Below are 24,653 nucleotides of genomic sequence, written 5' to 3' on the forward strand. Positions count from 1 at the left end.
TTAGATTCCTTTTTTATATGTGATAGGCCCGTACTTTTCAGTGATTTGTTTCATGACACGGCGCTCACGAGCGCGGTTAAACTTCGTTTTGATAGAGTCGTGCTGAACCAAGGGTTTGACCAAAATCGAACGAATCCCTGCTCGGTGAGCCGCTCGAATATCCGTCATGAGTTGATCCCCAACCATGACCACTTCGTTTTTCTCATAGTGGAATTCCTTCATGGCACGATCAATCCCGAAAGTAAAGGGCTTCAAAGCCCAATAAACATAGTCAATCCCAAATTTTTCAACCGCACGTTGAACTCGTTTTTTAGAGTTGTTAGACACTACGATAATGCGAACACCAGCATCACGAAGGTCATGTAACCACTGCTTCATTTCTGGAGTCCCATCAGGGTTATTCCAAGCAATCAGAGTGTTGTCCAAATCCACCAAAACAGCTTTGATCCCTTGGTTTTTCAGGCTTTGGACTGTCAAATCATAAACTGCTTCTACAGCAAAGTCTGGCATGTAATTTTCAATCACCATTTTGGCTCCTTCTCTTTTATTTTCTAGTAATTTTCTTCAGCCATTGAGATAAGGCCACCCATAAAATCAAGCTAGTCATTAAGATATAAATCCAAGCATTTGGCTCTTCTGTAAATGGTAGAGGAACATTCATTCCGAAGAAACCTGTAATAACCGCAAGTACTGCTAGTAAGACGGAGACAATAGTCAAAATTGTCAAACTATCATTCAAGTTATTGTTTAGGATGTTGTTGTAAGAAGCTGAGAGTTGTTGCAAGACTTGAGAAATCAAGTCTGTCATAGACACCAACTGATGGGCTTCAATCATGGCATCATCAAACTGCTCTCGTTCGACATCATTAAATCTCCGATAAAGAGCATGGCCCTGGATATGTTCCAAGAGGAGTCGATTTTGTTTTGCCGCTGCTGTCAAGTAAACCATACCAGTTTCCAAGTCAGAGAGGGCAAAGAGATTTTTTTTAGTGGTTGTTTGACGCAACAAGGCACTGATTTCATCCTTACTTTTATCCATCTGTTCAATGACAGGATAATAAGCGTTACTGATAATCTCTAAACCAGCAAAGAGAAACTTGTAAATAGAAAGCGACTCATGGCTATCCAGATAAGCTAACATCTGATCAATGACATAAGCATTCTTATGGTTGCTGATGGTAATCATTCGTTGTTTTTCAACGATAAAGGTCATAGGAATGGCTTCATAGTATTCCTTGTCCTTCTCTAAGTCAAGAACGTTATAGATAAAGGTTACTGTCCCGTTTTCACGGTTATAATCCATGTGGGCTCGTTCGTTTCTATCCAGCGCATACTCGATGGTTTCTTTATCCAATCCGTAGATTTCAGATAAATCTTCAAGATTTTTAATTTTTTCTACATCTAGATTGATCCAAACACAACCATTTCCTAATTGCTCATCTAAAAACATCGTTTCTCCTTTACCAAACTCTTTCTATTGTACCACAAATCAAGTAAAATTTCAGTTCAACTCGTCTCTTGAAAAATTGCTAACCACAGTAATATTACGGTTGGGAACAAAGTGGAGAGCCTGGTCTTCACCTCTTAGTTGAGTGGTTCGAATTCCGACACTAACTACTTTTCCCGATACAGTAATGGGACCATTTGTCAAAACAACTTCATCCCCTACATCCAACTGGCGTTCAAAGAGAATAAAGAAGCCATTGATAACATCTGATAAGAAGCCCTGCGCCCCCATACCAATTGCAACCCCAGCAATCCCAGCACCAGCTAGTAAACTAGATACAGGTAATCCTAGGATAGACAAAATGCAGTAAACTAAAAAGAAATAAAGGGTGTAATTAAAAATATTTTCTAATAAACGCGAGATTGTCTTTTGTCGACCTGCATCACGATTTGAATACTTAAGTGAAGGCTTCACAATTCTCTTGACAGCTGCATGGAGAAGCTGTTTAGCTATGTAAAATAGCACAAATAAAATTAAAAGAGAAATCACTTTCGTTAAAAGATTCTCAAATACCGTTGTTAAATCTAGCTTATTAAAATAACTTTTAAAAAATTCTTGCATGTAAAACTCCTTTCTAATTATTATACCACAAAACGAAGTTGTGTCTGGCTTCATAAGTATTCATTCCAGGCCTATCAAACATACATAGACTTGATTTCAAAGCATATTTATACTATAATCAAACCACTACAAAAAGAAGCAATTAGTTACTCAATGAGTCTATTGAAATAACTCATTGTCTCCTACCTACCACTGAAACTTTCAATCACTTATCCCAAGGAAGTATTCTATGTCTATCACCCAACGTACTTTAAAACTAGTCCTGGCAACCTGTTTTGCTTGTTTACTAGCCTACTTTTTTGATTTGTCATCAGCTGTTTCAGCTGGTATCATTGCTATCTTGAGTCTCTCTGATACACGAAGAAGCACCATCAAACTAGCTCGCAATAGACTTTTTTCAACCTTGCTAGCGTTAATGATCGGTGTTATTGCCTTTCAACTAACTGGTTATCATATCTGGAGCTTTGGACTCTACTTAGCATTCTATGTTCCCCTTGCCTATAAACTGGGTTGGGAAATTGGAATCACTCCTAGTAGCGTTCTGGTTAGCCATCTCTTAATCCAACAATCAACAGCACCAGCACTTTTACTGAATGAGCTCTTACTCTTCCTAATCGGTACTGGCTTTGCGCTTCTGGTCAATCTCTACATGCCTTCACGTGAAAAAGAAATTCAACATTATCATACTCTTGTTGAAGAAAAACTCAGAGATGTTCTTCTACGGCTTTCTTACTATCTAAAAAGAGGAGATGGCCGTAATCAGGCTCAACTTGTAAATGAACTTGATCAACTACTTGATGATGCTCTTAAGCTAGTTTACCTCGATCATTCTGACCATCTCTTTCACCAGACAGATTATCATATTCACTACTTTGAGATGCGACAAAGACAAACGCGTATCTTAAGAAATATGGCTCAACAGATTAACACATGCCAACTAGCCGCTAGTGAGAGTTTGATTGTCGCTCAGCTCTTTTCAAAAACAGCTAGCCAACTGAGCCAAACCAATCCAGCCTATAACTTATTGAATGATATTGAGAGCTACCTAGAGGTGTTTCGCAATCGATCTCTCCCTAAAACTAGAGAAGAGTTTGAGACACGGGCTACGCTTCTACAACTCTTTCGTGAATTAGAACATTTTATCCAGATAAAAGTAGATTTCTACAACCGTTATTCTGACAAAAACAGTAACAAATAAAAACTTCTATCGGCAACTCAGTTGCCGATAGAAGTTTTTTGTTATGAATAGATTTAATTTTCGCGCTTCTTTCGAATCGACATGAGACTGATATCTCTCAAACTAAAGTAAGTAAGAGCCAGCATTCCCAATGTAATAAAGATTTCTGCTGGAAGTTGGAAAATCTGCAGGGCAGACAAGAGCAACAAGATTACGAGGGCAACAAGTCCAAAGACTAATATTACAACATTGACCGTCCCCTTGATACTTTGAGGTGTCGCAAATACATAGAGTAATAATAAGAGTATCCCTATGATTAAATAGACCATCTTTATCTCTTTCTAGCTCTTATTCAGCTGATTTTTTCTTTTTGTTTGCTTTCTCACGCTCTGCCTTGTTGAGGATTTGCTTACGCAAACGGATAGATTCAGGCGTTACTTCCATGTATTCATCATCGTTCAAGAACTCAAGTGATTCTTCAAGTGTCAAGATACGAGGAGTTTTGATAACCGCTGTTTGGTCCTTAGTAGCAGAACGAACGTTAGTCATTTGTTTTGCCTTCGTGATATTAACAGTCAAGTCATTTTCACGAGAGTTTTCACCGATAATCATTCCTTCGTAAACCTCAGTACCTGGGTTGACAAAGATAGTACCACGTTCTTCGATAGACATGATAGAGTAGGTTGTAGCCTTACCAGCATCGATCGAAACAAGGGCACCACGGTGACGTCCGCCAATTTCCCCTGGAATCAATGGCAAGTATTGATCGAAGGTATGGTTCATAATCCCGTAACCACGAGTCATTGACAAGAACTCAGTTGAGTATCCAATCAAACCACGCGCAGGAACTAGGAAGACCAAACGAGTTTGACCATTACCAGTTGAAATCATATCCAACATTTCACCCTTACGTTCAGAAAGGCTTTGGATAACAGAACCTTGGTATTCTTCTGGTGTGTCGATTTGCACGCGCTCAAATGGCTCACACTTCACACCATCGATTTCTTTGACGATAACTTCTGGACGAGATACTTGAAGCTCGTAACCTTCACGACGCATAGTCTCGATGAGGATTGACAAGTGCAATTCCCCACGTCCTGAAACTGTCCATTTATCTGGTGAGTCTGTTGGATCTACACGAAGAGATACGTCTGTTTGCAATTCTGCTTGAAGACGCTCTTCAACCTTACGAGAAGTCACCCATTTTCCTTCACGACCAGCAAATGGTGAGTTGTTAACCAAGAAGGTCATTTGAAGAGTAGGTTCGTCGATGTGAAGAACTGGAAGAGCTTCGACTGCATCTGTTGGAGTGATTGTTTCCCCAACGAAGATGTCTTCCATACCTGATACGGCAATCAAGTCACCAGCCTTAGCTTCTTGGATTTCACGACGTTCCAAACCAAAGAAACCAAAGAGTTTTGTAACACGGAAGTTCTTGGTTGTACCATCAAGTTTAGAAAGAGTAACTTGGTCTCCGACCTTAACAGTACCACGGAAGACACGTCCGATACCGATACGACCAACGAAATCATTGTAGTCCAAGAGTGACACTTGGAATTGAAGGGGCTCATCTGAGTTATCGATTGGAGCTGGAATATGGTCAATAATGGTATCAAAGATTGGCGCCATAGTCTTTTCTTGATCTGCTGGATCATCTGACAAGGATGATGTTCCGTTGATCGCTGATGCATAAACAACTGGGAAGTCAAGCTGATCATCATCTGCACCAAGCTCGATGAAGAGTTCCAAAACTTCATCCACTACTTCTGCTGGACGAGCTGATGGTTTGTCAATTTTATTGATAACAACGATTGGGACAAGGTCTTGTTCCAATGCTTTTTTCAATACGAAACGAGTTTGAGGCATAGTACCTTCGTAAGAATCCACTACCAAGACTACACCGTCAACCATTTTCATGATACGTTCAACTTCTCCACCGAAGTCCGCGTGTCCTGGTGTGTCCATGATATTGATACGAGTTCCGTTGTAGGCAACTGCTGTATTCTTCGCAAGGATGGTAATTCCACGCTCTTTTTCAATATCGTTTGAGTCCATTGCACGTTCAGCTAATTCTGTGCGCGCATCGAGAGTTTCAGATTGTTTTAATAATTCGTCAACGAGGGTCGTTTTACCATGGTCGACGTGGGCGATAATCGCGATGTTACGGATATCTTCTCTTAATTTTGTCATGATTTCCTCTGTTATATTCAAAATTTTATTTTCTAACTGAGCAATTATACCACAATTTTAAGCAAATGACTTAACTCAAGTAAGTGTAAATGTTTTCAAAAGAAAATTCATGACTTATCTTTTCTTTTCAAAAATCCCGACTTGTGATAAGATAGGCTGGTATGCGTTTAGATAATTTATTAGCCCAGGAAAAAATCAGTCGAAAAGCCATGAAACAGGCTCTCCTAAAAAAAGAAATCTTAGTAGATGGAGTCCCTGCTACTTCCCTTGCACAGAATGTTGATACGGGATTACAAGAGTTGATTTTTCAGGGTAGAAAAATCCAAGGATATGAGCAAACCTATCTCATGCTTCACAAACCAAATGGTGTCGTGACAGCAAGCAAGGACAAGAAGCTCCCAACGGTTATGGACATACTACCTCAACACCTCCAATCAGACCAACTCTATGCTATCGGTCGGCTAGATCGAGATACGACAGGGCTCCTCCTCTTAACGGACAATGGCCCTCTAGGTTTTCAACTTCTCCACCCTCAATATCATGTCGATAAAACTTATCTAGTTGAGGTGAACGGCTTGCTCACACCAGATCACATCCAGCAGTTCAAAAATGGGATTGTCTTTCTTGATGGAACTATTTGTAAATCTGCTCAGCTTGAGATTCTATCTTCAAGCCCTAGTCTCAGCCGAGCCACCATCACCATCTCTGAAGGGAAATTCCATCAGGTCAAGAAAATGTTCCTCTCAGTTGGTGTCAAGGTGACTGCCCTCAAACGAGTTCAGTTCGGAGATTTTCTATTAGATTCTGATCTAGCAGAAGGTCAATACCGACCCTTGAATCAAGGGGAATTGAAAATCATTAAAAACCACTTAACGAAAAGTGGATAAAACAAAAAAAGCTTTAAAAATAAAGCTTTTTTATTTTTGATTAACCAAAAATCATTACGAGGGCTGCAATCCAGTTAAGTACAGAAATTACAATCCCTACGATATTGAGGATTTTTTCTGTTTTATAATTTAGTCCAGATTGATTTTGGTGTGAATTACCCAATACTAATCCAATGATACCCAAAATCAGACCTACGATTGGAGATAGCAAACCAAGGACGATAGATAGGATACCTAAAACAAGTGATGCTTTTTTCTTTTCTTGCATAATAAAAACTCCTTAAAATTTATATAAACTATTATACCATAAAAAATCGGTTTTCTCTATTAAACATATGTGACAGATTTATTTCACATTGTTAGCTAGTCTTAACCTTGCCTGTCCAAGAATCCAACCCGTAAGAAAGGATATAAATCTCTGAAAAACCTTGTTTTTTTAAGAAAAGTGCTGCATTAGTTACACGTTGCGCACGTTGGTTTTCATATAGAAGGACAGGTTTATCCTTGCGAAGAGCTGCAAGACTTGTCTTCAATTGATTTGAAGGAATATTACGAGCTCCAAGGATATGTTTTCTGTGGAAGTCAGCTGGCTCACGCAAGTCAATTAGCTGACCTGTACGAATCAACGATTCAAACTCTGCATTATCTACAATTTTTGCTGCACGGCGAATACGAAGATAGTTGTATCCCATCCATGCCAACATCGCCACTACAAGTCCCCATAATACCCAAGTTACCATAATACCTAATCTCCATTTTTTTCTAAATAGTCTAATTCTATCTTGTGCTCTCTGCGAAGAACAGCCTCCGCTTCTAGATAATCCAGCTTATCCATTAAACCAGCATCATAGATTCGAGATAGTTCAATCATCATTAATTCAATGTCATAAAGACGTTTGCCCATATAGACAAGAATACCGAACTGTTTGAGAAATTGTTGCACATCGTAGAGTGTTTTCATAGCTTTCATTTTAGCAAAAAATCAGAGTTTTTTCAATAGTTCCCTTGGAGGATTGCTCTTTTTACTATTATCTAGCTTTCTTCACACTATGACAAAGAAGAAAGCCTACTGTCATACCAACGATATTTTGCACAAGATTTGGGATGATTTCTGGTATGGCTGCTCCCCAACCATTCATCCAAGCCGATGCAAAAGCGTAACCTGCCACCATGATGATGGTTGCCAAGACTAATCCTAGCCACTGCCATTTCCCTTTAACACCTGCCAAATATCCCTGCGAACCATGGAAAATCAAGCTGAAGAACATCCACTGAGGGTAACCTGAAATCAGGTCAATTAGAAATCCCGCTAATCCTCCGACAACAGCTCCTTCGCGACTCCCAAAGTAAAAGGCCGTAAAGAATATTCCAGCATCCAAAAGTGTTAGAAATCCTGTTGGTGTTGGGATTTTTACGAAATAGCCCAAAACTACGGATAGAGCTGCTAGGATGGATACTATGGCGATTTTACTTGTTTTTGTTTGCTTCATATTGTCTTACTCCATACTGATCTGCTTGTGCAATGGCACGGTAAACAAAGGCTTTGGAACTCTCAACCGCAGGTAAGAGCTCCTCTCCCTTGACTAACTGGCTAGCAATGCTCGATGCAAAGGTACATCCTGCACCAGCATTTTGTCCTTCTAAGACTGGATTCTCAAAAATGGTAAAATTCACTCCATCATAAAAGACATCCACAGCCTTATCCTGACTAAGGCGATTCCCACCTTTAATAATGACTGCTGGTGCACCCAAGTCATGTAACTTCTGAGCTGCAGCCTTCATATCGTCCAAGGTTTCAATCTTTTGGCCTGCTAGCAATTCTGCCTCAGGTAGATTGGGTGTAATGACAGTCACATAAGGGAAAAAGCGAATCAACTCTTGACAAAGCTCGCTGACAGCAACATCATGCGTTTCCTTACAAACGAGAACTGGATCCAATACCACTGGAACTCCTGTGCGTTCCTTGATAAAGTTAAGAGCTTTCTCAGCAACACCAACAGTCGGTAAGAGACCAATCTTAAGCCCTCCAAAGTCTACACTCTTGAGACTATCCAACTGTTGTTGGAAAATAGTCTCATCTGTCGGAAAGACCTCAAATCCATTTTCTGTCAAAGCAGTTAAACAAGTCATAGCTACAAAACCATGCAAACCATTTAAAGTATAGGTCGCAAGGTCAGCAGCTAGTCCACCACCACTAAAAATATCATTTCCTGAAAGTGCTAAAATACGATTATTCTTCATAACGAATCTCCTTCAAATACAAACCATTAGGTGCTGCAGTTGGACCTGCCAACTGTCTGTCTTTTTTCTCCAAAATTAGGTCAATCTGCTCAATGGGCATACGATTGTTACCAATTTTTAGCAAGGTCCCGACCATATTTCGAATCTGCTTATAGAGGAAACCATTGCCAGAGAAAGTAAAGGTCAAAAATTGACCTGTTTCGTCAACTCTTAGGCTAGCTTCTGTGATCGTTCTTACCTTGTCCTCCACACTGGTTCCGGCAGCAGTAAAACCGGTAAAATCATGGGTTCCTTCTAATTTCTTCACAGCCTTTTGCATGCGTTCCACATCAAGTGGATAGGGATAGTGGGTGGCATAATGACGTCTCATAGGATTTTTAGGACGACCCCTATCCACGATAAACTCGTAGGTCTTGCTGTGCTTGGCATAACGGCAATGAAAATCATCAGCCACAATTTCAATCGAAATGACATCTATATCTTCAGGACTTTGAGTATCGAGAGCGAAGCGAAGCTTTTCCTCATCCATCTGATAGGGAAGATCAAAGTGGATAACCTGCCCTAGCGCATGAACACCACTATCCGTTCGCCCTGCACCATGGATGGTAATGGCCTGCCCTTTATTTAATTTGGTTAAAGTTTTTTCAATTTCCTCTTGGACACTACGCGCGTGTGGTTGCCGTTGAAAGCCAGCAAAGGCGTAGCCATCATAGGAAATGATTGCTTTATATCTAGTCATGTATCTATTTTATCAAGAAAATTTCTCTGCAACAAGTTTGAAAACCAAAAATTGTACGGGGACAAATATTGACATAATCTAATTCTTATCTAGATTTTATCATCATATATTTTCGTACAGGTACTTCAACCATTTGAACGATTTCAAATCCTTCTTTTTGGTAAAGATTGTAAGCTGTTTGATTTGCCTCGTAGACATTTAGAGAAATAGTATCTATGTCTTCATTTTCAAAGGCCAAACTAACAAATTTCCTTAAAGCCTGGCTACCTAAGCCTTGTCCCTGTTTCTGAGGGTTGATAAAAAATCTTCCAATATGAAGATTTTTATCCTCTAATTTGATTTTCTGGATAATCCCTACAAACTCTTGTCCATCAAAAATAGAAAAAATCCCTTCCTGCTTTTGTAAGGATTGGACAATCAAGGGATAAGAAATTTTGGGTCCCATCCATTGCTTCTGAAAAATTTCTCCCAAAGCATTAGACCAGCTACAAATGAGTTGGGCATTTTCTATCTGAAGTCCTTCTTCAAAGTGAATTTTCATATTTGCTCCTAAAATTTATCCTTTATCCAACTATTATACTCTTTCTCTTATTTTTTCCGAATTAATAAGTATGATTCACCTTTACTTTTTTCTTGTTGGAGCTATTCTTGCTTCCTTTCTAGGCTTAGTCATTGACCGCTTTCCTGAGCAGTCTATTATCTTTCCTGCTAGTCACTGCGATTCCTGTCAGACTCGTTTGAGACCACTGGATTTGATTCCATTTCTCTCACAGGTATTCAATCGCTTTCGCTGTCGCTATTGCAAGTCAAGTTATCCTGTCTGGTATGCTTTCTTTGAGTTGTCCTTGGGACTGCTCTTTCTAGCTGAGTCTGTGGGATTTCTAACTTTGAGTCAAATCATACTGGTTACTGCCGGCTTGACTTTGGGTATCTACGACTTTCGTCATCAGGAATATCCCTTGATCGTCTGGCTAATTTTTCACTTATTCCTCATGGTTTGCTCTAGTTGGAATCTAACCATGGCTTTCTTTTTGATTCTTGGAATCATTGCTCATTTCATCGATATCCGCATAGGTGCAGGGGATTTTCTCTTTCTAGCCTCTTGTGCGCTTGTTTTTAGCCTAACCGAGATGCTGATTTTAATTCAATTTTCTTCAACAACTGGCATTCTAACCTTTCTCCTACTAAAGAAAAAGGAAAGACTACCTTTTGTTCCTTTCCTCTTGCTGGCTGCTTGTATGATTATTTTTGGTAAGCTACTGCTTCTCGAATAAAGTCAGCGATTCCTGCTACTTGTCCTTCATGTAGAGCCTTAACAATCTTGGATCCGACGATAACGCCGTCTGATACAGCATTGAAGCGTTCGACATCAGCCTGTGTGGATACACCAAATCCTGTCAAGACTGGAATATCTGCTACTTGATGAAGTTGAGCCAAGTGCTTGTCCAAATCATCTCGGTAGTTTCCTGATTTCCCTGTGACCCCATTGATAGCAACGGCATAGACAAAACCTTCAGCTCCCTCAATGAGTTCCTTTTGACGCTCAATTCCTGTCGTCAAGCTGACAAGTGGAATCAGAGCAATGTCTGTACCTGCCAAGAAGGGCTCTACAAAATTAGCATGTTCATGAGGTAGGTCTGGAATAATCAAACCTTTAACCGCTGTATCAGCAAGATCTCTGACAAATTTCTCCACACCGTACTGAAAGAGAGGGTTAAAGTAGGTCATGATAACAAGTGGAACTTCTGTTTCAATAGTCTTCAAAGTTTCAACTAGAGCCTGTGTAGAAGTACCACTAGCTAGACTGCGCAGGCCTGCTTCTTCGATAACTGGACCATCTGCAACTGGGTCTGAGAAAGGAACTCCCACTTCAATAGCAGACACTCCCAAATCTTCTAAAAAGTGGATTGTTTCAGCAAGTCCATCCAAACCTTTTTCATGGTCTCCAGCCATGATATAGGGAACAAAAATTCCCTTTTTTGCTGCTTTAAGAGTTGTCAATTTTTCGGTCAAGGTCTTAGGCATGAGCTTCTCCCTTCTTCGCTGCTTCTGCTTCCAAGCGGTCTTTAACTTGAACCACATCCTTGTCTCCACGACCTGATAGACATACAATCATAGACTTATCTGGTCCAAGTTCTTTGGCTAATTTCACAGCAAAGGCGATGGCATGGCTAGATTCCAAAGCTGGGATAATTCCTTCTACACGAGACAAGAGTTGGAATCCTTCCAATGCTTCCTCATCTGTCACTGGCACATAAGTCGCGCGTTTGATATCGTGGTAATGAGAATGTTCTGGACCGATACCAGGATAGTCCAAACCTGCTGAGATTGAGAAGGCTTCTAAGATTTGACCATGAGCATCTTGGAGCACATCCATAAGCGAGCCGTGGAGAACACCTGGACGACCCTTGGTCAAGGTAGCTGCGTGGTGCTCCGTATCAACACCTAGTCCTGCTGCTTCAGCTCCATACATAGCCACTGACTCATCTTCCACAAATGGATGGAAAAGTCCGATGGCATTAGAGCCACCACCAACACAGGCTACTAGGGCATCTGGTAAATTTTCACCTGTCAATTCACGGTACTGTTGTTTGGCTTCTCGTCCGATAACACTCTGGAAATCACGAACAATTTCTGGGAAAGGATGAGGCCCCAAGGCAGAACCAAGGATATAGTGGGTATCATCGATATTTGCAACCCAAGAACGAAGGGCTGCATTAACCGCATCTTTGAGCACGCGAGAACCATCTATCACAGCCTCTACCTTAGCTCCTAAAAGCTCCATGCGGAAAACGTTGAGGGCTTGACGTTTGACATCTTCCTCGCCCATGTAGATGGTACATTCCATGTTGAAGAGGGCTGCAGCTGTTGCAGTTGCCACACCGTGCTGACCGGCTCCTGTTTCAGCGATAATTCTCTTCTTGCCCATGCGTTTAGCCAGTAAAACTTGTCCTAAGGCATTGTTAATTTTGTGGGCGCCTGTATGGTTGAGGTCTTCACGTTTAAGATAAATCTTGGCTCCGCCGATATGCTGGGTCAAGTTTTTTGCGTAGTAAAGAGGAGTTTCGCGACCTACATACTGGCGCAAAAGTTGGTTTAATTCCTCTTGGAAACTTAGATCTGCCTGACTTTCACGATAAGCCTCCTCCAATTCCAATACTGCTGTCATCAATGTTTCTGGGACAAAACGTCCACCGAATTTTCCGTAAAATCCATCTTTATTTGGTTCTTGATATGCCATTCTTTACCCTCTCTATAAATCTTCTAATCTTTTCATGATCTTTTTGTCCGTCTGTTTCTACTCCGCTTGATACATCTACTGCAAAGGGAGAGAAATGCTGAATTGCTCTTGCTACATTGTCCTCATTTAGCCCACCTGCGATGAAGAAAGGCTGGGTTAGTTCTGTCGTATCCAGTTGCCCCCAGTCAAAGGTTTGTCCACTTCCTGCGACAGGTGCATCAAAGAGTAGATAATCTGCCTGAGAATTGGGTACATGCCCATTCCCATCAACTTGTACAGCTTGAATACTGGCACAAGGTAGATTTTCAAATAGTTTATCTACTACCTGACCGTGAACTTGTACAAAGTCCAAACCAACTTTGTCTACCGCTTCTAACAGTTCTGCCCGACTGGGTGAAACAAATACTCCAACTTTTTGAATATGGCTAGGAATAAACTTAGCCAGCTCTATAGCTTGTTCTACGGTCACCTGTCTTTTGCTGGGAGCAAAGACAAAACCGATGTAGTCTGCTCCAGCCGACACAGCTGTTTTTACGGCTTCTTTGGTCGATAGTCCACAAATCTTAACCTTTGTCAATCTGCAACTCCTTGATTCTCTGGGCTACATCTTCTGCCTGCATGAGGGCTGTTCCTACTAAAATTCCGTTAAAGTATGGTGCTACTCGTTTTGCATCCTCCTCTGTAAAAATAGCAGATTCGGAAATGTAGAAGCAATCATCCTTAAAGTGTTTGGCCAAGTCTACGCTTGTCTGCAAGTCGACTTCAAAGGTTGTTAAATTGCGATTGTTGACACCAATAATTTGAGCTCCAAGTCTATGAGCCACTTCCAGTTCAACAAGATTATGAGTTTCCACCAAAACTTCTAGACCAAGATCTGTCGCGTAGTCGTAAAGCTCCTTGAGTCGTTTTTCAGATAAAGCCGCTACGATGAGCAAGATGACGGTCGCACCTGCATTGCGAGCACGGATGATTTGCTTTTCATCGATGATAAAATCCTTATTCAGTGTCGGGATCTGTACCTGACTGGAAATCTCTCGCAAATAATCCAAATGCCCTTTAAAGAAAACCTCATCTGTCAGAACAGAAATCATAACCGCGCCGTTAGCCTCGTAAGTCTGGGCCTGTTGTACGATATCCACATCAAGATTGATATCACCTAGACTTGGGCTTGCCTTTTTGACCTCAGCAATGATTTGCAAGCGGTCTTGGTGATTCTTCAAAAATTCTGCCAAACGATAGGTCTGGCGCAAGGGCTGAACTTCCTCTCGCTCCATCTTTTCAACTTCACGCGCCTTTTGCTCTAGGATACGTGACAAAAATTTCTGACTCATCTTTGGTACTCCTGTAATAGTCTGAGTTTTTCAAGGGCCTTACCACTGGCAATCACTTGACGTGCCAATTCAACTCCGTCCTTGATACTGTCTGCTTTACCATTGGCGTAGAATCCGAGACCTGCATTTAAGACTGTTGTTTCCAAGAATGGACTTGGTTCGTTATTAAGAACACTGACAAGGATGGCTGCATTTTCATGAGCATTTCCTCCACGAATGTCTTCAATAGCAATGCGTTCCATACCCAAATCTTCTGGAGTAAAGGTTGATAAAGTAATTTCACCATTTTCAAGAAGGGCAATGCTGGTAGTTCCATTCAAACCAGCTTCATCCAACCCTTCTGGACCAGCTACTACAATGGCACGTTTGCGACCCATGTTTTTCAAAACCTGAGCAGTACTTTCCAGAAGTTCAGGACGACTGATTCCTAGAAGCTGTGTTTCCAAAACCATTGGGTGAATGAGTGGACCTGTCAAATTCATGATAGTTGGAATTCCCAACTCCAAACGAGCTGGCATAATGTATTTCATAGCTGGGTGCATGTTTTTGGCAAAGAGAAAGACGATTCCTGTTTGGTCAAATACCTTACCCAATTGTGATGGTTTGAGATCAATATTGATTCCCAAAGCTTGCAAGACATCTGCTGACCCAGATTTAGAGGAAATTGAACGATTACCATGTTTGGCCATGTGGATTCCTCCACCTGCTAAGACAAAGGCTGCAGTTGTAGAAATGTTGAAGCTAAATGACTTGTCTCCACCTGTACCGCAGTTATCCATAGCATCTTGAATGTTTGTTGGAATGTGTTGAGCATGTCCTCTCATAACTTGAGCGAGGGCTGTTCTTTCTTCAGGTGTTTCTCCCTTCATTTTAAGAGCTAAAAGTAGTGAAACGATTTGTGCTTCTGTCACTCGCCCTGTCACGATGCGTTCGATCACATCTGTCATTTCAACACTTGATAAATCTTCAAAGTTGGCTAATTTTTCAATAATTTCTTTCATTTTGTGTCCCTCACTTTACAACTTTCTCGATAAAATTCTGAATAGAAGATAGGCCATCTGGCGTTCCAATACTTTCTGGATGATACTGCAAGCCATAAATCGGCAAGGTTTTGTGTTGAATACCCATAATAGCTTGGTCATCTGTCGAGCGAGCTGTCACTTCAAACTCTTCTGGCATCTCTTCAATTAAAATACTGTGGTAACGCATGACTAGACGATTGTCCTCAATCCCTTGATAGAGAACTGATGGAGTCTCAAATCGGATTTGACTTTGTTTCCCGTGCATAACTTTAGGAGCCAAGCCCAACTTACCACCAAAGACTTCTGCAATGGCTTGGTGCCCCAAACAAATCCCAAGAATAGGCTTCTTACCTGCAAAATCACGAATCATTTCTTCCATTTTCCCAGCATCAGCTGGCCAACCTGGACCAGGAGAGAAAACTAATCCATCTGCCTTTTCAGCATGTTCATAAAGATGTGGGTCATCATTTCTCAAAACCTGAACTTCTGCGAAATTCCCGATATATTGAGCCAGGTTATAGGTAAATGAATCATAATTATCAATCAATAAGATCATGGTCTTAGTTCTCCCATTCTAGTCATAGATTTAGCTTTGTTAATGGTTTCTTGGTATTCGTTCTGAGCGATGGAATCATAAACAATTCCTGCACCAGCCTGTACGTAGGCTGTTTTATTTTTAAGAATCATTGTTCGAATAGCAATGGCGAAATCCATATCTCCAGTTGCTGATAGGTAACCGATAGCTCCTGCATATACGCCTCGCTTCTCTGTTTCTAGTTCATAGATGCGTTTCATGGCCCGAATCTTTGGTGCCCCCGATACTGTTCCTGCCGGAAGAGTCGCCTTCAAGGCATCCATAGCAGTTAATTCTGCTAACAAACGTCCTTTAACCACGCTGGTCAAATGCATGACATAACGGAAAAGTTCGACTTCCATATACTTGGTTACTTGGACACTTGCTGTTTCAGCAATTCTACCGATATCATTTCGTCCCAAATCCACCAACATTCGGTGTTCTGCCGTTTCCTTTTCATCAGAAAGTAGATCACTTGCAAGTGCTGCATCTTCCTCGTCATTGGTACCTCTAGGACGCGTACCTGCAATTGGATTGGTTGTCACGATACCATTCTTGACGGAAACCAAGCTCTCAGGACTGGCACCGATGATTTGATAATCTCCAAAGTCGTAAAAGTAGAGATAATTTGATGGATTTGTCACTCGGAGATTTCTGTAGAAGTCAAAAGGATTTCCAGTTACCTCTGCGGAGAAGCGCTGGCTGAGCACACATTGGAACATATCTCCGTTGCGAATCAAGTCGCGAGCTGTTTCTACCATTTCTTCAAATTTCTGAGGTGCAATATGTGGTCTAAACTGAAGTGGAGAAACGTCCAAATCTTCAAATTCATTTGGAGCAGGAATTTTCAACTCTTCTAAAACCTGCTCTAAAGCCACTTCTAGTTCTTCATTACTACGTTCACTGTAGAGAGCATCCTCTATGATATGAATTTTTTCTTTCTTATGGTCAAAAACTATATAACTCTCATAGACGAAGAAATGCATATCTGGCGTCCCAATCGTATCCTCAGGGAGCTGGCCAATCTCTTCATAGAGAGAAATCATATCGTAGCCAACAAAACCAATGGCTCCACCACCAAAGGGTAGTTCTGAATGGTGCTGACTCTTATAAGTTACTTCATAAAGGAAATCCAAGGGGTCACGATCAATCACTTGACCATTTTGATAAAGGACTCCATTTTCGAACTTAATCTCAAAAACTGGATTATAGGCTAAGATAGAAAATCGAGCATTTTCTTTTTCTCTTGGGATACTTTCAAGTATGACCTTGTGATTTCCGTTCAAACGCATATAAGCCAATATTGGTGATAAAACATCTCCATGAATGATTCGTTCCATTGTAATTTCCCTTTCGATTCGTATCTTTATAGAATTTTAGTTTTAATTTATCTTTTTTCTATTTCCCTTAAATAGTGCGGACGGGAGGTAAAATTATCCAGTGGATGATTTTAGAAAACCATGAAATGAAAGACCTAATTTTTGAGCTCCTCGCTCATTCATTTCTAGGCTCAGGCTAAAATGGTTCCCCGAACTATTTTACTCTCAAAAATTCCGTCCTAGAGAAGCATCTTTGCTTCTCTAGGATACCACCATGGCGGGAAATAGCGGTTCGATGCTCACTTCGTTCGCAAATATTTTATAGAAATCTATCTATTGATGAAGCATAATTTAAAACTGAATAGCCACACCTATAATACATATATAAAAATCCCCACGCAAAATAACTTGCGTGAGGACGAAATTCGCGGTGCCACCTCAATTATAGGATTTCTCCTATCTCTCATTCCTGTCTCAGATAGCTCCTGTAACAGGTTGTGCGATAAAGGGCACTCCCTTGAGAATTATGTTTTCTTCTCTCATTTCAGATGGACCCAACCTTACAGCTTTCTCTGCTTGTTTTCAGCAACCACAAGCTCTCTGTGAGAGAAATCCCTGTATCTTTTCCATCTTTTATTTTTTAGCTTCAAGGTAGTCTGCAATGGCAGCTACGTCCTTGTCTCCACGACCAGAGACATTAATGACGATAATCTCATTTTTACTTAGTTTTGGTGCTCGTTTGACTGCTTCTGCGATAGCATGTGAGCTTTCAATAGCTGGGATAATTCCTTCAGTCTTACTAAGTAGAAGCAAGGCTTGGACAGCTTCTTCGTCTGTCGCTGCAACATACTCTACACGACCAGAGTCTTTAAAGAATGCATGTTCTGGTCCAACCCCTGGATAGTCCAAACCTGCTGAGATAGAGTAAACTGGCGCGAGCTCTCCATCTTCCTTAAAAACTGCATAGGTCTTCATTCCATCGACAATTCCGACACTACCCTTGGTCATAGTTGCTGCGTGTTTGTCAGTATCTAAACCATGACCAGCAGCTTCTACCCCAACCAATTTTACTTCTTCATCAGCTACATACTGTGAAAAGGCACCGATGGCATTGGAACCACCGCCCACACAGGCAATGACGTAGTCTGGCAGTCGTCCTTCTTTTTCCAAGATTTGACGACGAGATTCTTCACTAATCACTTTTTGGAATTCATGAACAATGGTTGGATAAGGGTGTGGTCCAACAGCAGAACCTAAAACGTAGAAGGCTTCAAGGTCATTCATCCATGCTCCAAAGGCTGCATCAACCGCATCTTTGAGGGTACGAGTACCAGTTTCAACTGCGTGAACAGTTGCTCCCATCATCTCCATGCGGAAGACATTGAGACGTTGACGCTCCACATCTTCTGCCCCCATGTAGACATCACATGCCATACCAAATTTGGCTGCAGCTGCCGCAGTCGCAACACCGTGCTGGCCAGCTCCTGTCTCAGCAATGACACGCTTTTTACCCATTCGTTTTGCTAGAAGGATTTGACCCAAAACATTATTAAGTTTGTGAGAACCAAGGTGGTTAAGGTCTTCACGCTTGAGATAAATCTTAGCTCCACCTAAGTGCTCTGTCAAGCTTTCAGCAAAATAGAGTGGTGTTTCGCGACCTGAATAATCCTTCAAGTAATGGCGAAACTCAGCTAAAAACTCTGGATCATCCTTGTATTTTTCAAAAGTAACTTCCAATTCATCTAGCAAAACCTGAATTGGTTCTGGTACAAAACTACCACCAAATTGTCCGAAATATCCTTTAGTTGTCATAAATTTTTCCTCCTTCTGTATGAATCCGGCTTTTTGTTTGCTTTTAGTAGTGGGCAAGGAGCTGCAGATAGAACTCAAGTTCATCAAAGCGACTTAACACCCTATTAAAAGATAAACAAAATGACGGATAGAAAAAGCCCACACACGGAATATATTTCCATGTGAGGGCGTTCGTAACGCGGTACCACCTCAATTGTAAAGAGAATATCCCCTTTACATCTCTGCCTTGTCTAACAACAAGTTGCACTATAAGGTGTGCCTACCGAATTTTCATTGTTTCAAATTCATTTTTTCAAATCAGCCCAATTTCACTACTTTCAACCACCTGTTCACAGTAACCACAGGCTCCCTGAAGATCAAAAATAACTACTTTTCTGATTTATTGAGTTAATTATATGTTATTGTTTTTTCTTTGTCAACCGTTTTCATTCATTTTTTACTAATTTTTTTAATTAGTTTTTTGAAGAAGCAAGAATTTCTTCAGAAACTCTAACAAAAGTCTCAATGATATAATCTACTTCTTCATCCGTTAATTTCGTGTGAAGCGGTAATGTAATTTCATTTTCAAAGAAGGCATAAGCCTTTGGATAATCTGCCATGTCAAAGCCAAGATTCTTATAGGCTGTCAAAAGCGGAAGTGGTTTGTAGTGGACGTTACTTGCGATTCCTGCCTTGGCCAATTCTTGAATAATTTGGTTGCGTTGTTCGAGATTTGCTCCTTCTACATGGGTGATGTAGAGGTGACGACAAGATTCAACTGCATCTGTCTCATGAGCCAATGGGTGAATACGAGTTCCTGCAAATCCACGGTCATAGCGATCCACGATATCCTTACGACGTTGTAGTAAGCCAGGATAACGATCTAGCTGAACTAGACCAAGTGAAGCCATGATATCCGTCATGTTGCACTTGTAGGCTGGTGTTACGATATCGTATTCCCATGAACCCAGTTGCATCTTAGCAAGAGCATCTTTTGTTTGACCATGAAGAGATAGGATTTGGAATTCCTTATACATTTCTTCATCATCAATCGCTGGATTTGCTTTCCAAGTCGCACTTCCTCCCTCAGCAGTTGTAAAATTCTTAACTGCGTGGAAAGAGAATGATGTAAAGTCAGCGATTGAACCAGCTGGTTGCTCCTTATAGGTTGAACCTAAAGCATGGGCACTATCAGAGACAATCACAATACGGTTAAAGGCCTTTTGCCACTTGCTAGCAGCTGTAAAGAGGTCGCGTTTCTTTTCTACAACTTGGAACAAACGGTCATAGTCACAGATAATCCCTGCAAGTTCAACTGGGATGATAACTTTAGTCTTCTCAGTAATAGCTTGCTCAAGCTTGTCATAGTCCATTTCAAAGGTATCATCTTGGATATCAACCATCACTGGTGTCGCACCTACGTGAGTGATGACACTACATGAAGCTGTATAGGTCATAGCTGGAACGATGACTTCGTCACCAGGTCCTACTTCAAGCACGCGCAAGATTAATTCAAGAGCTGCTGTTGCAGAGTTGAGGCAGACTGTCTTGGGCGTTTGAGTATAGACGGACAGACGACGTTCTAGTTCTTTTGTCTTTGGACCTGTTGTAATCCATCCTGAACGGAGGGTATCAGCTACTTCAGCAATTTCAGCTTCGGTAATATCGGGTGGTGAAAATGGAATATTATACTTTGTCATTGATTTACTCCTTTTACTGTATTCACTCTTGTGACTACTTTATTTTAAAACTTCAACTACAGTCTGGAACATGATTTTGATATCTCCGAAGAAATTAAAATCACGTAGGTAGGCTAGGTTAAAGTGCATTTTCTCTGGAAGGACTCTTTCCACATAAGCCTGGTCAACTGTCATACCTTTTGCAGTCATTTGACTGATGATGGCATCCTCATCCTTATAGTTAATGCTGGCAAGCGATGTAATCCCCGCAGGTAAGAGCAAGGTAGCCATCATTTCAGGGCTATACTGCTCTGTGTAGCGTGGTACTTCTGGGCGTGTTCCTACAAAAGACATCTCTCCTTTGAGGACATTGACCAATTGCGGCAATTCATCCAAACGAACACGTCGAATGAAATTTCCAACTTTAGTGATGCGACTGTCATTTGCAGAAGTTACTAGACTTCCTTTTTTATCAGCATCCGTTACCATGGTCCGGAATTTCCAAATCTTGAAATGACGGTTGTACTGGGTTACCCGCACTTGCTTGTAAATAACTGGACCCTTGCTATCTAGCTTGATCCAGATGCTTAGAATCAGAAATAAGGGGGAGGTCAAAATTAACAAGACTACGGCTAGAAACAAATCTAGACAACGCTTGAAAATCAGTGAGCCTTTTCTTCTAGACACAAGCTGGTAGTATGGTTTTACCTCGCTCAATTGCATTTCTTGAGGTATCTCATCCCATTTCAGCATGCACATTCTCCTCTGTTTTTTATATATAATCTTTATTAACATTCTACATTATACCACAAAATGAAAGAGGCAGTGCAAGAAATCTATGTTTTAAAGGAATTCTTCCTTAGGAAAGAGCCCCTGCCTGCAAACTATACATCTTGTGATAGGTTCCACCCAATGCTAGGAGTTCCTCGTGGGTTCCACTCTCGATGATTCGTCCCTTATCAAGAACATAGATACAATTAGCATCTTGAATGGTAGAAAGGCGATGGGCGATGGCAATGGTTGTCCGACCTTGCCTCATCTTAGCTAGGGAATTTTGGACAAGAGCTTCTGTTTCAGAGTCGATATTGGCTGTTGCTTCATCTAAAATCAGGATTTTAGGTTGACTGGCAACAGTTCTAGCAAAGGCAAGAAGCTGACGTTGACCAGTTGAAAAACTCGAACCACGCTCAGATACGGGAGCATCATAGCCCAGAGGAAGGTCCTGAATGAAAGAATTTGCATCGACAAATTCTGCTGCCGCCTTGACCTGGTCATCACTTATATCTTGGTACATGGCGATATTGGACTTTATGGTCCCATGATAGAGGAAGGGTTCCTGTAGAACCAAACCGATGTTTTTTCTCAACTCCTCTTGACTATACTCTCGAATATCCACACCATCTAGGAGAACCCGACCTGACTGGAATTCATAAAAGCGCATCAGAACATTGATGATAGAAGATTTTCCCGATCCCGTATGACCGACAAAGGCAATGGTTTCACCTTTATTGACGGTAAAGGAAATATCATCGAGAATTTGGTGTTTTCCATCATAGGAGAAGGACACATGTTCAAAGCGGATATTTCCTTCTTGAATCTTGGATTGGCCATTTTCTTGGACTGGTTCATAGTTGGTCTCATCGATAAGTGCAAAAACACGACCTGCTGACACCATGGATGTCTGAAGAGTAGAAAAGTTTTGCGTCACCTCGATAAGCGGATCAAAGAGACGGTTGATGTACTGGATAAAGGCATACATAGTTCCTGCCGTTATTCCTAGATAAAGACCGCGATAGCCAAAGTAAGCCATCAAAACTGCATATCCCAACAGCTTCAACAAACTCATAGCTGGACGTAAAAAGAGAGAATCCAAGGCTACTGAACGATTAGCGTAGACTAGGTGTTCCTGGTTTATCTCATCAAACTCATCTTGCAGGCGTTTTTCTTGGTTAAAGGCTTGAATAATACGAATTCCTTCGATATTTTCTGCCAGCTTACTGTTAATATCTGACAGTAGACTTCTGGTTTTTTCAATGACCTTGACCGATTTTTTACGGTAGAGATTGACCAAAAGGAAAATCAAAGGCAGAAAGAGCAAGACTAAAGCAGTCAGACGATAGTCCAGAACTAACATGGTATAAAGGGTCGTCACGAATATAAAGACTGCCGAGATAAAGCTAGATAAGATTCCCGAAAACATATCACTGATAGTCTCGGTGTCATTTGTCAAACGAGAGACAATAGAGCCTGCAGGCGTTTTATCAAAGTAAGACATGCCTAGCTTCTCCATATTGGCAAAGGCATCACGTCGGATATCTCTAACGATGCTGTAGGATACACGCGCAAAGAGGAGATTCCCTACATATTGAACAATGGTTTGAAGGATATAGAGACCATAGTAAACTAGCAAAACTGTAACAGCAAGCTGATTGAGATTGTTTAGATACTGGTCGATAAAGTGAGAAGCTACCAGGGGGATAATACTCTTAATAACAGTTGTCGCAAGGAGAAAAGCAAGTGCTAAAAAGGTGAGGTGCCCATAAGGCTTAATATAAGACAACAAACGCTTCAATACAGACCATTGTTCTTGTTTATTCCGCATCTTCTTCTCCTTTCATTTCTAACTGTTGAGACTGGTAGGTTTGGGCATACCAACCATCCAAGGCTAGTAAGTCTTCATGCCTACCTCGTTCAATGATGCGACCATCCTGCATGACCAAAATCAAATCTGCATGAACAACTGCACTGAGACGATGGGCAGTGATGATAGTCGTTTTATCTTTGCGAGTTTCCTTGAGATTATCGATGATCGCGAACTCTGTCTTAGCATCCACTGCTGACAAAGAATCATCTAAAATCAAGATATCAGGATTTAGAATCATAGCCCGACTCATAGCCAGACGTTGCTTTTGTCCACCAGATAGACTAACACCTTTTTCCCCGATAACTGTATCAAATCCCTCAGGCATGGCTTGAATGTCTTGATAGACTTGAGCCAACTGAGTCGCTTCTTCTACTGCAGAGAAAGGTAGGTCGGGATTTCCAAAACAAATATTCTCTAAGATAGAGCTAGCAAAGAGAAATTGGTCCTGTGGGACGTATCCCATCAAACTTCGTAAATCAGCTAGTCGATAGTCACGAATGTCATGACCATTTAGATAAATAGCTCCTTGGTCAACGTCATACTCACGTAGGAGCAATTTAATCAAAGCAGTTTTTCCTGAACCAGTTTGCCCAACCAAGCCCAAGGTTTGCCCTTTTTAGAGACTAAAATGGATATCTCTTAGCGTCTCTTCGTCTTCAAAAGCAAAACGATCAATGGCATAGTCTAAGCGCCCATTTTCAATCCCTTCAAGTGGAGATTCTGGATCTTTGACAGATGACTCTTGGGACAAAAGACTCTCAATTCGTTGATAAGAAACCTTCCCTCTTTGAGTAATATTAAAGAGGAAACCAATCGCCATCAAGGGCCAGACCAACATATCCAAGTAAGAGATAAAGGTGACAAGATTCCCAACGGTTACTTGTCCTGCTTGCACCATAAAGGCACCCACTAAGAGAGTTAAGGCATAGGAAGAACCAACAAAGAGTAGAACCATGGGGTCAAAGAGACTATCATATTTCATGGTTTGCAGATTCTTTTGGAAGGTCAAATCATTAACTTCCTGGAAAGATGCCAATTCATTAGACTGATATCCAAAGGACTTGGTTACCTTGATACCTGATACAGATTCTTGAACCTTATTGTTGAGTTCAGAAAAGGCTGCTTGTGATTCTCCGAAAGCCTTATGGGTCTTTCTCCCCAGACGACTAGTCGCATAGGCCATAAATGGCAAGGGAAGAATGGCAACCAAGGTCATCTGCCAAGAAATACTAAAGAGCATGGTTAGTAAAGTCACCAAGGCTGTGATAGAAGCATCCACCGCCGACATGACACCACCACCGGCTAGACGAGTCAGAGCATTGATATCATTGGTTGCATGAGCCATCAAATCCCCTGTTCGATAATTCTGATAAAAAGCAGGCGACATTTTTGTAAAGTGTTCAAATAGTCTTGAACGCATGATTTGCCCAAGTCGATAGGAGGTTCCTAGGATATACATACGCCAAACATAACGCAGATAGTACATCCCAAAAGCAGCAAGCAGGAGATAAAAGAGATGAAGCAGGAGCTCATCCTGTGTTAATCGTCCCGAAGTGATGGCATCGATCACGCGCCCCATGACCATAGGTGGGATAAGGTTTAGCACAGAGACTAAAACCAAAGCTACGATTCCAACTAGGTAACGGCGTTTTTCTAATTTAAAAAACCACCAGAGTTTTTGGATGATGGACATAAAATTCCTTTCTAATGACAAATGGAAACCTGAGGCGACTGCCTCAGGTTTTTCCTA

Annotated in this window: 26 protein-coding genes, 1 pseudogene and 2 other annotated features; of the genes and pseudogenes, 3 read left to right on the forward strand and 24 right to left on the reverse strand. The window is 41.2% G+C overall.

Annotated elements, in window-relative coordinates:
* The 3 genes from ACESNQ_RS06280 to ACESNQ_RS06290 are packed head-to-tail and all read right to left on the reverse strand — an operon-like array spanning position 1 to position 2,068.
* Positions 1-528, reverse strand: coding sequence for a YqeG family HAD IIIA-type phosphatase (locus tag ACESNQ_RS06280; protein ID WP_373075806.1), 528 nt, complete (start codon positions 526-528; stop codon positions 1-3).
* 16 nt (positions 529-544) lie between these two features.
* A complete protein-coding gene (locus ACESNQ_RS06285) occupies positions 545-1,450 on the reverse strand; it encodes a magnesium transporter CorA family protein (protein ID WP_373075807.1) in 906 nt (301 codons plus the stop codon).
* A gap of 51 nt (positions 1,451-1,501) precedes the next feature.
* Positions 1,502-2,068 (reverse strand): mechanosensitive ion channel family protein, encoded by a 567-nt coding sequence (locus ACESNQ_RS06290; RefSeq protein WP_247922231.1) that lies wholly within the window; start codon positions 2,066-2,068, stop codon positions 1,502-1,504.
* A 229-nt stretch (positions 2,069-2,297) separates the two neighbouring features.
* On the opposite strand from ACESNQ_RS06290, the gene ACESNQ_RS06295 reads away from it, so the two are divergent.
* Entirely contained in the window at positions 2,298-3,266 is a 969-nt protein-coding gene (locus ACESNQ_RS06295) for an aromatic acid exporter family protein (RefSeq protein ID WP_373075808.1), read from the forward strand.
* A 53-nt stretch (positions 3,267-3,319) separates the two neighbouring features.
* Here ACESNQ_RS06295 and ACESNQ_RS06300 read toward each other — a convergent pair whose 3' ends face one another.
* Both ACESNQ_RS06300 and typA read right to left on the reverse strand, forming a co-directional pair.
* Positions 3,320-3,574: a DUF3165 family protein gene (locus ACESNQ_RS06300; protein WP_004251425.1), complete on the reverse strand. Its 255-nt coding sequence runs from the start codon at positions 3,572-3,574 to the stop codon at positions 3,320-3,322.
* A gap of 19 nt (positions 3,575-3,593) precedes the next feature.
* Complete coding sequence (gene typA, locus ACESNQ_RS06305) at positions 3,594-5,435, reverse strand: translational GTPase TypA (RefSeq protein WP_004251427.1); 1,842 nt, start codon at positions 5,433-5,435, stop codon at positions 3,594-3,596.
* Between the two features lie 161 nt (positions 5,436-5,596).
* Between typA and ACESNQ_RS06310 the strand changes: the two genes are divergently transcribed.
* Positions 5,597-6,322, forward strand: coding sequence for a pseudouridine synthase (locus ACESNQ_RS06310; protein WP_373075809.1), 726 nt, complete (start codon positions 5,597-5,599; stop codon positions 6,320-6,322).
* Positions 6,323-6,362: 40 nt separating this feature from the next.
* Here ACESNQ_RS06310 and ACESNQ_RS06315 read toward each other — a convergent pair whose 3' ends face one another.
* The 7 genes from ACESNQ_RS06315 to ACESNQ_RS06345 all read right to left on the reverse strand — a co-directional run bounded on the left by ACESNQ_RS06315 (position 6,363) and on the right by ACESNQ_RS06345 (position 9,843).
* The gene (locus ACESNQ_RS06315; RefSeq protein WP_373075810.1) at positions 6,363-6,590 is read right to left on the reverse strand and encodes a DUF4190 domain-containing protein; all 228 of its coding nucleotides are present in this window, start codon (positions 6,588-6,590) and stop codon (positions 6,363-6,365) included.
* Positions 6,591-6,681: 91 nt separating this feature from the next.
* A complete protein-coding gene (locus ACESNQ_RS06320; protein WP_004251440.1) occupies positions 6,682-7,062 on the reverse strand; it encodes a rhodanese-like domain-containing protein in 381 nt (126 codons plus the stop codon).
* Between the two features lie 5 nt (positions 7,063-7,067).
* Positions 7,068-7,292 (reverse strand): YqgQ family protein, encoded by a 225-nt coding sequence (locus ACESNQ_RS06325; protein WP_373075811.1) that lies wholly within the window; start codon positions 7,290-7,292, stop codon positions 7,068-7,070.
* Between the two features lie 58 nt (positions 7,293-7,350).
* Positions 7,351-7,812 carry an ECF transporter S component gene (locus tag ACESNQ_RS06330; protein WP_373075812.1) on the reverse strand — a complete coding sequence of 154 codons (462 nt, stop codon included), beginning with the start codon at positions 7,810-7,812 and terminating at the stop codon, positions 7,351-7,353.
* Entirely contained in the window at positions 7,790-8,563 is a 774-nt protein-coding gene (locus ACESNQ_RS06335) for a bifunctional hydroxymethylpyrimidine kinase/phosphomethylpyrimidine kinase (protein WP_373075813.1), read from the reverse strand. The genes ACESNQ_RS06330 and ACESNQ_RS06335 overlap by 23 nt, the downstream gene beginning before the upstream one ends.
* On the reverse strand, positions 8,553-9,302 hold the full coding sequence (truA, locus tag ACESNQ_RS06340) for a tRNA pseudouridine(38-40) synthase TruA (protein ID WP_195183892.1): 750 nt from the start codon (positions 9,300-9,302) through the stop codon (positions 8,553-8,555). The genes ACESNQ_RS06335 and truA overlap by 11 nt, the downstream gene beginning before the upstream one ends.
* An 85-nt stretch (positions 9,303-9,387) precedes the next feature.
* Positions 9,388-9,843, reverse strand: coding sequence for a GNAT family N-acetyltransferase (locus ACESNQ_RS06345; RefSeq protein WP_373075814.1), 456 nt, complete (start codon positions 9,841-9,843; stop codon positions 9,388-9,390).
* A gap of 70 nt (positions 9,844-9,913) precedes the next feature.
* Between ACESNQ_RS06345 and ACESNQ_RS06350 the strand changes: the two genes are divergently transcribed.
* Positions 9,914-10,576, forward strand: a complete 663-nt coding sequence (locus ACESNQ_RS06350) for a prepilin peptidase (protein ID WP_373075815.1) — start codon at positions 9,914-9,916, stop codon at positions 10,574-10,576.
* Here the strand turns inward: ACESNQ_RS06350 and trpA are convergent.
* The 12 genes and pseudogenes from trpA to ACESNQ_RS06410 all read right to left on the reverse strand — a co-directional run bounded on the left by trpA (position 10,545) and on the right by ACESNQ_RS06410 (position 24,596).
* Positions 10,545-11,327 carry a tryptophan synthase subunit alpha gene (gene trpA / locus ACESNQ_RS06355; RefSeq protein ID WP_373075816.1) on the reverse strand — a complete coding sequence of 261 codons (783 nt, stop codon included), beginning with the start codon at positions 11,325-11,327 and terminating at the stop codon, positions 10,545-10,547. The genes ACESNQ_RS06350 and trpA overlap by 32 nt on opposite strands.
* A complete protein-coding gene (gene trpB / locus ACESNQ_RS06360) occupies positions 11,320-12,543 on the reverse strand; it encodes a tryptophan synthase subunit beta (RefSeq protein WP_373075817.1) in 1,224 nt (407 codons plus the stop codon). The genes trpA and trpB (ACESNQ_RS06360) overlap by 8 nt, the downstream gene beginning before the upstream one ends.
* Entirely contained in the window at positions 12,521-13,120 is a 600-nt protein-coding gene (locus ACESNQ_RS06365; RefSeq protein WP_373075818.1) for a phosphoribosylanthranilate isomerase, read from the reverse strand. Before ACESNQ_RS06365 ends, trpB (ACESNQ_RS06360) begins: the two co-directional genes overlap by 23 nt.
* Positions 13,107-13,874: an indole-3-glycerol phosphate synthase TrpC gene (gene trpC, locus ACESNQ_RS06370; protein WP_373075819.1), complete on the reverse strand. Its 768-nt coding sequence runs from the start codon at positions 13,872-13,874 to the stop codon at positions 13,107-13,109. Before trpC ends, ACESNQ_RS06365 begins: the two co-directional genes overlap by 14 nt.
* Entirely contained in the window at positions 13,871-14,875 is a 1,005-nt protein-coding gene (trpD, locus tag ACESNQ_RS06375) for an anthranilate phosphoribosyltransferase (RefSeq protein ID WP_373075820.1), read from the reverse strand. The genes trpC and trpD overlap by 4 nt, the downstream gene beginning before the upstream one ends.
* A 10-nt stretch (positions 14,876-14,885) precedes the next feature.
* A complete protein-coding gene (locus ACESNQ_RS06380; RefSeq protein ID WP_373075821.1) occupies positions 14,886-15,452 on the reverse strand; it encodes an aminodeoxychorismate/anthranilate synthase component II in 567 nt (188 codons plus the stop codon).
* The gene (gene trpE, locus ACESNQ_RS06385; RefSeq protein WP_373075822.1) at positions 15,449-16,810 is read right to left on the reverse strand and encodes an anthranilate synthase component I; all 1,362 of its coding nucleotides are present in this window, start codon (positions 16,808-16,810) and stop codon (positions 15,449-15,451) included. Before trpE ends, ACESNQ_RS06380 begins: the two co-directional genes overlap by 4 nt.
* A 390-nt stretch (positions 16,811-17,200) precedes the next feature.
* Positions 17,201-17,426 (reverse strand) — a binding site (T-box leader).
* Positions 17,423-18,601: a tryptophan synthase subunit beta gene (trpB, locus tag ACESNQ_RS06390; RefSeq protein WP_373075823.1), complete on the reverse strand. Its 1,179-nt coding sequence runs from the start codon at positions 18,599-18,601 to the stop codon at positions 17,423-17,425. It overlaps the preceding feature by 4 nt.
* Before the next feature lie 160 nt (positions 18,602-18,761).
* Positions 18,762-18,993, reverse strand: a binding site (T-box leader).
* A gap of 60 nt (positions 18,994-19,053) precedes the next feature.
* On the reverse strand, positions 19,054-20,280 hold the full coding sequence (locus tag ACESNQ_RS06395; RefSeq protein WP_373075824.1) for a DegT/DnrJ/EryC1/StrS family aminotransferase: 1,227 nt from the start codon (positions 20,278-20,280) through the stop codon (positions 19,054-19,056).
* Between the two features lie 39 nt (positions 20,281-20,319).
* On the reverse strand, positions 20,320-21,012 hold the full coding sequence (locus ACESNQ_RS06400) for a sugar transferase (protein ID WP_373075825.1): 693 nt from the start codon (positions 21,010-21,012) through the stop codon (positions 20,320-20,322).
* A 106-nt stretch (positions 21,013-21,118) separates the two neighbouring features.
* Complete coding sequence (locus tag ACESNQ_RS06405; RefSeq protein ID WP_373075826.1) at positions 21,119-22,861, reverse strand: ABC transporter ATP-binding protein; 1,743 nt, start codon at positions 22,859-22,861, stop codon at positions 21,119-21,121.
* Positions 22,851-24,596: pseudogene (locus ACESNQ_RS06410) on the reverse strand (ABC transporter ATP-binding protein). Before ACESNQ_RS06410 ends, ACESNQ_RS06405 begins: the two are co-directional and overlap by 11 nt.
* Positions 24,597-24,653 lie beyond the last annotated feature (57 nt).

It is taken from the genome of Streptococcus infantis, assembly GCF_964243025.1.
GTDB lineage: Bacteria > Bacillota > Bacilli > Lactobacillales > Streptococcaceae > Streptococcus > Streptococcus infantis_N.

What these genes read in the sequence shown, in the direction of transcription:
- ACESNQ_RS06280 (WP_373075806.1), bottom strand. Translation starts at nt 528, where the DNA reads ATGGTGATTGAAAATTACATGCCAGACTTTGCTGTAGAAGCAGTTTAT.
- ACESNQ_RS06285 (WP_373075807.1), bottom strand. Translation starts at nt 1,450, where the DNA reads ATGTTTTTAGATGAGCAATTAGGAAATGGTTGTGTTTGGATCAATCTA.
- ACESNQ_RS06290 (WP_247922231.1), bottom strand. Translation starts at nt 2,068, where the DNA reads ATGCAAGAATTTTTTAAAAGTTATTTTAATAAGCTAGATTTAACAACG.
- ACESNQ_RS06295 (WP_373075808.1), top strand. Translation starts at nt 2,298, where the DNA reads ATGTCTATCACCCAACGTACTTTAAAACTAGTCCTGGCAACCTGTTTT.
- ACESNQ_RS06300 (WP_004251425.1), bottom strand. Translation starts at nt 3,574, where the DNA reads ATGGTCTATTTAATCATAGGGATACTCTTATTATTACTCTATGTATTT.
- typA (WP_004251427.1), bottom strand. Translation starts at nt 5,435, where the DNA reads ATGACAAAATTAAGAGAAGATATCCGTAACATCGCGATTATCGCCCAC.
- ACESNQ_RS06310 (WP_373075809.1), top strand. Translation starts at nt 5,597, where the DNA reads ATGCGTTTAGATAATTTATTAGCCCAGGAAAAAATCAGTCGAAAAGCC.
- ACESNQ_RS06315 (WP_373075810.1), bottom strand. Translation starts at nt 6,590, where the DNA reads ATGCAAGAAAAGAAAAAAGCATCACTTGTTTTAGGTATCCTATCTATC.
- ACESNQ_RS06320 (WP_004251440.1), bottom strand. Translation starts at nt 7,062, where the DNA reads ATGGTAACTTGGGTATTATGGGGACTTGTAGTGGCGATGTTGGCATGG.
- ACESNQ_RS06325 (WP_373075811.1), bottom strand. Translation starts at nt 7,292, where the DNA reads ATGAAAGCTATGAAAACACTCTACGATGTGCAACAATTTCTCAAACAG.
- ACESNQ_RS06330 (WP_373075812.1), bottom strand. Translation starts at nt 7,812, where the DNA reads ATGAAGCAAACAAAAACAAGTAAAATCGCCATAGTATCCATCCTAGCA.
- ACESNQ_RS06335 (WP_373075813.1), bottom strand. Translation starts at nt 8,563, where the DNA reads ATGAAGAATAATCGTATTTTAGCACTTTCAGGAAATGATATTTTTAGT.
- truA (WP_195183892.1), bottom strand. Translation starts at nt 9,302, where the DNA reads ATGACTAGATATAAAGCAATCATTTCCTATGATGGCTACGCCTTTGCT.
- ACESNQ_RS06345 (WP_373075814.1), bottom strand. Translation starts at nt 9,843, where the DNA reads ATGAAAATTCACTTTGAAGAAGGACTTCAGATAGAAAATGCCCAACTC.
- ACESNQ_RS06350 (WP_373075815.1), top strand. Translation starts at nt 9,914, where the DNA reads ATGATTCACCTTTACTTTTTTCTTGTTGGAGCTATTCTTGCTTCCTTT.
- trpA (WP_373075816.1), bottom strand. Translation starts at nt 11,327, where the DNA reads ATGCCTAAGACCTTGACCGAAAAATTGACAACTCTTAAAGCAGCAAAA.
- trpB (WP_373075817.1), bottom strand. Translation starts at nt 12,543, where the DNA reads ATGGCATATCAAGAACCAAATAAAGATGGATTTTACGGAAAATTCGGT.
- trpC (WP_373075819.1), bottom strand. Translation starts at nt 13,874, where the DNA reads ATGAGTCAGAAATTTTTGTCACGTATCCTAGAGCAAAAGGCGCGTGAA.
- trpD (WP_373075820.1), bottom strand. Translation starts at nt 14,875, where the DNA reads ATGAAAGAAATTATTGAAAAATTAGCCAACTTTGAAGATTTATCAAGT.
- ACESNQ_RS06380 (WP_373075821.1), bottom strand. Translation starts at nt 15,452, where the DNA reads ATGATCTTATTGATTGATAATTATGATTCATTTACCTATAACCTGGCT.
- trpE (WP_373075822.1), bottom strand. Translation starts at nt 16,810, where the DNA reads ATGGAACGAATCATTCATGGAGATGTTTTATCACCAATATTGGCTTAT.
- trpB (WP_373075823.1), bottom strand. Translation starts at nt 18,601, where the DNA reads ATGACAACTAAAGGATATTTCGGACAATTTGGTGGTAGTTTTGTACCA.
- ACESNQ_RS06395 (WP_373075824.1), bottom strand. Translation starts at nt 20,280, where the DNA reads ATGACAAAGTATAATATTCCATTTTCACCACCCGATATTACCGAAGCT.
- ACESNQ_RS06400 (WP_373075825.1), bottom strand. Translation starts at nt 21,012, where the DNA reads ATGCTGAAATGGGATGAGATACCTCAAGAAATGCAATTGAGCGAGGTA.
- ACESNQ_RS06405 (WP_373075826.1), bottom strand. Translation starts at nt 22,861, where the DNA reads ATGCGGAATAAACAAGAACAATGGTCTGTATTGAAGCGTTTGTTGTCT.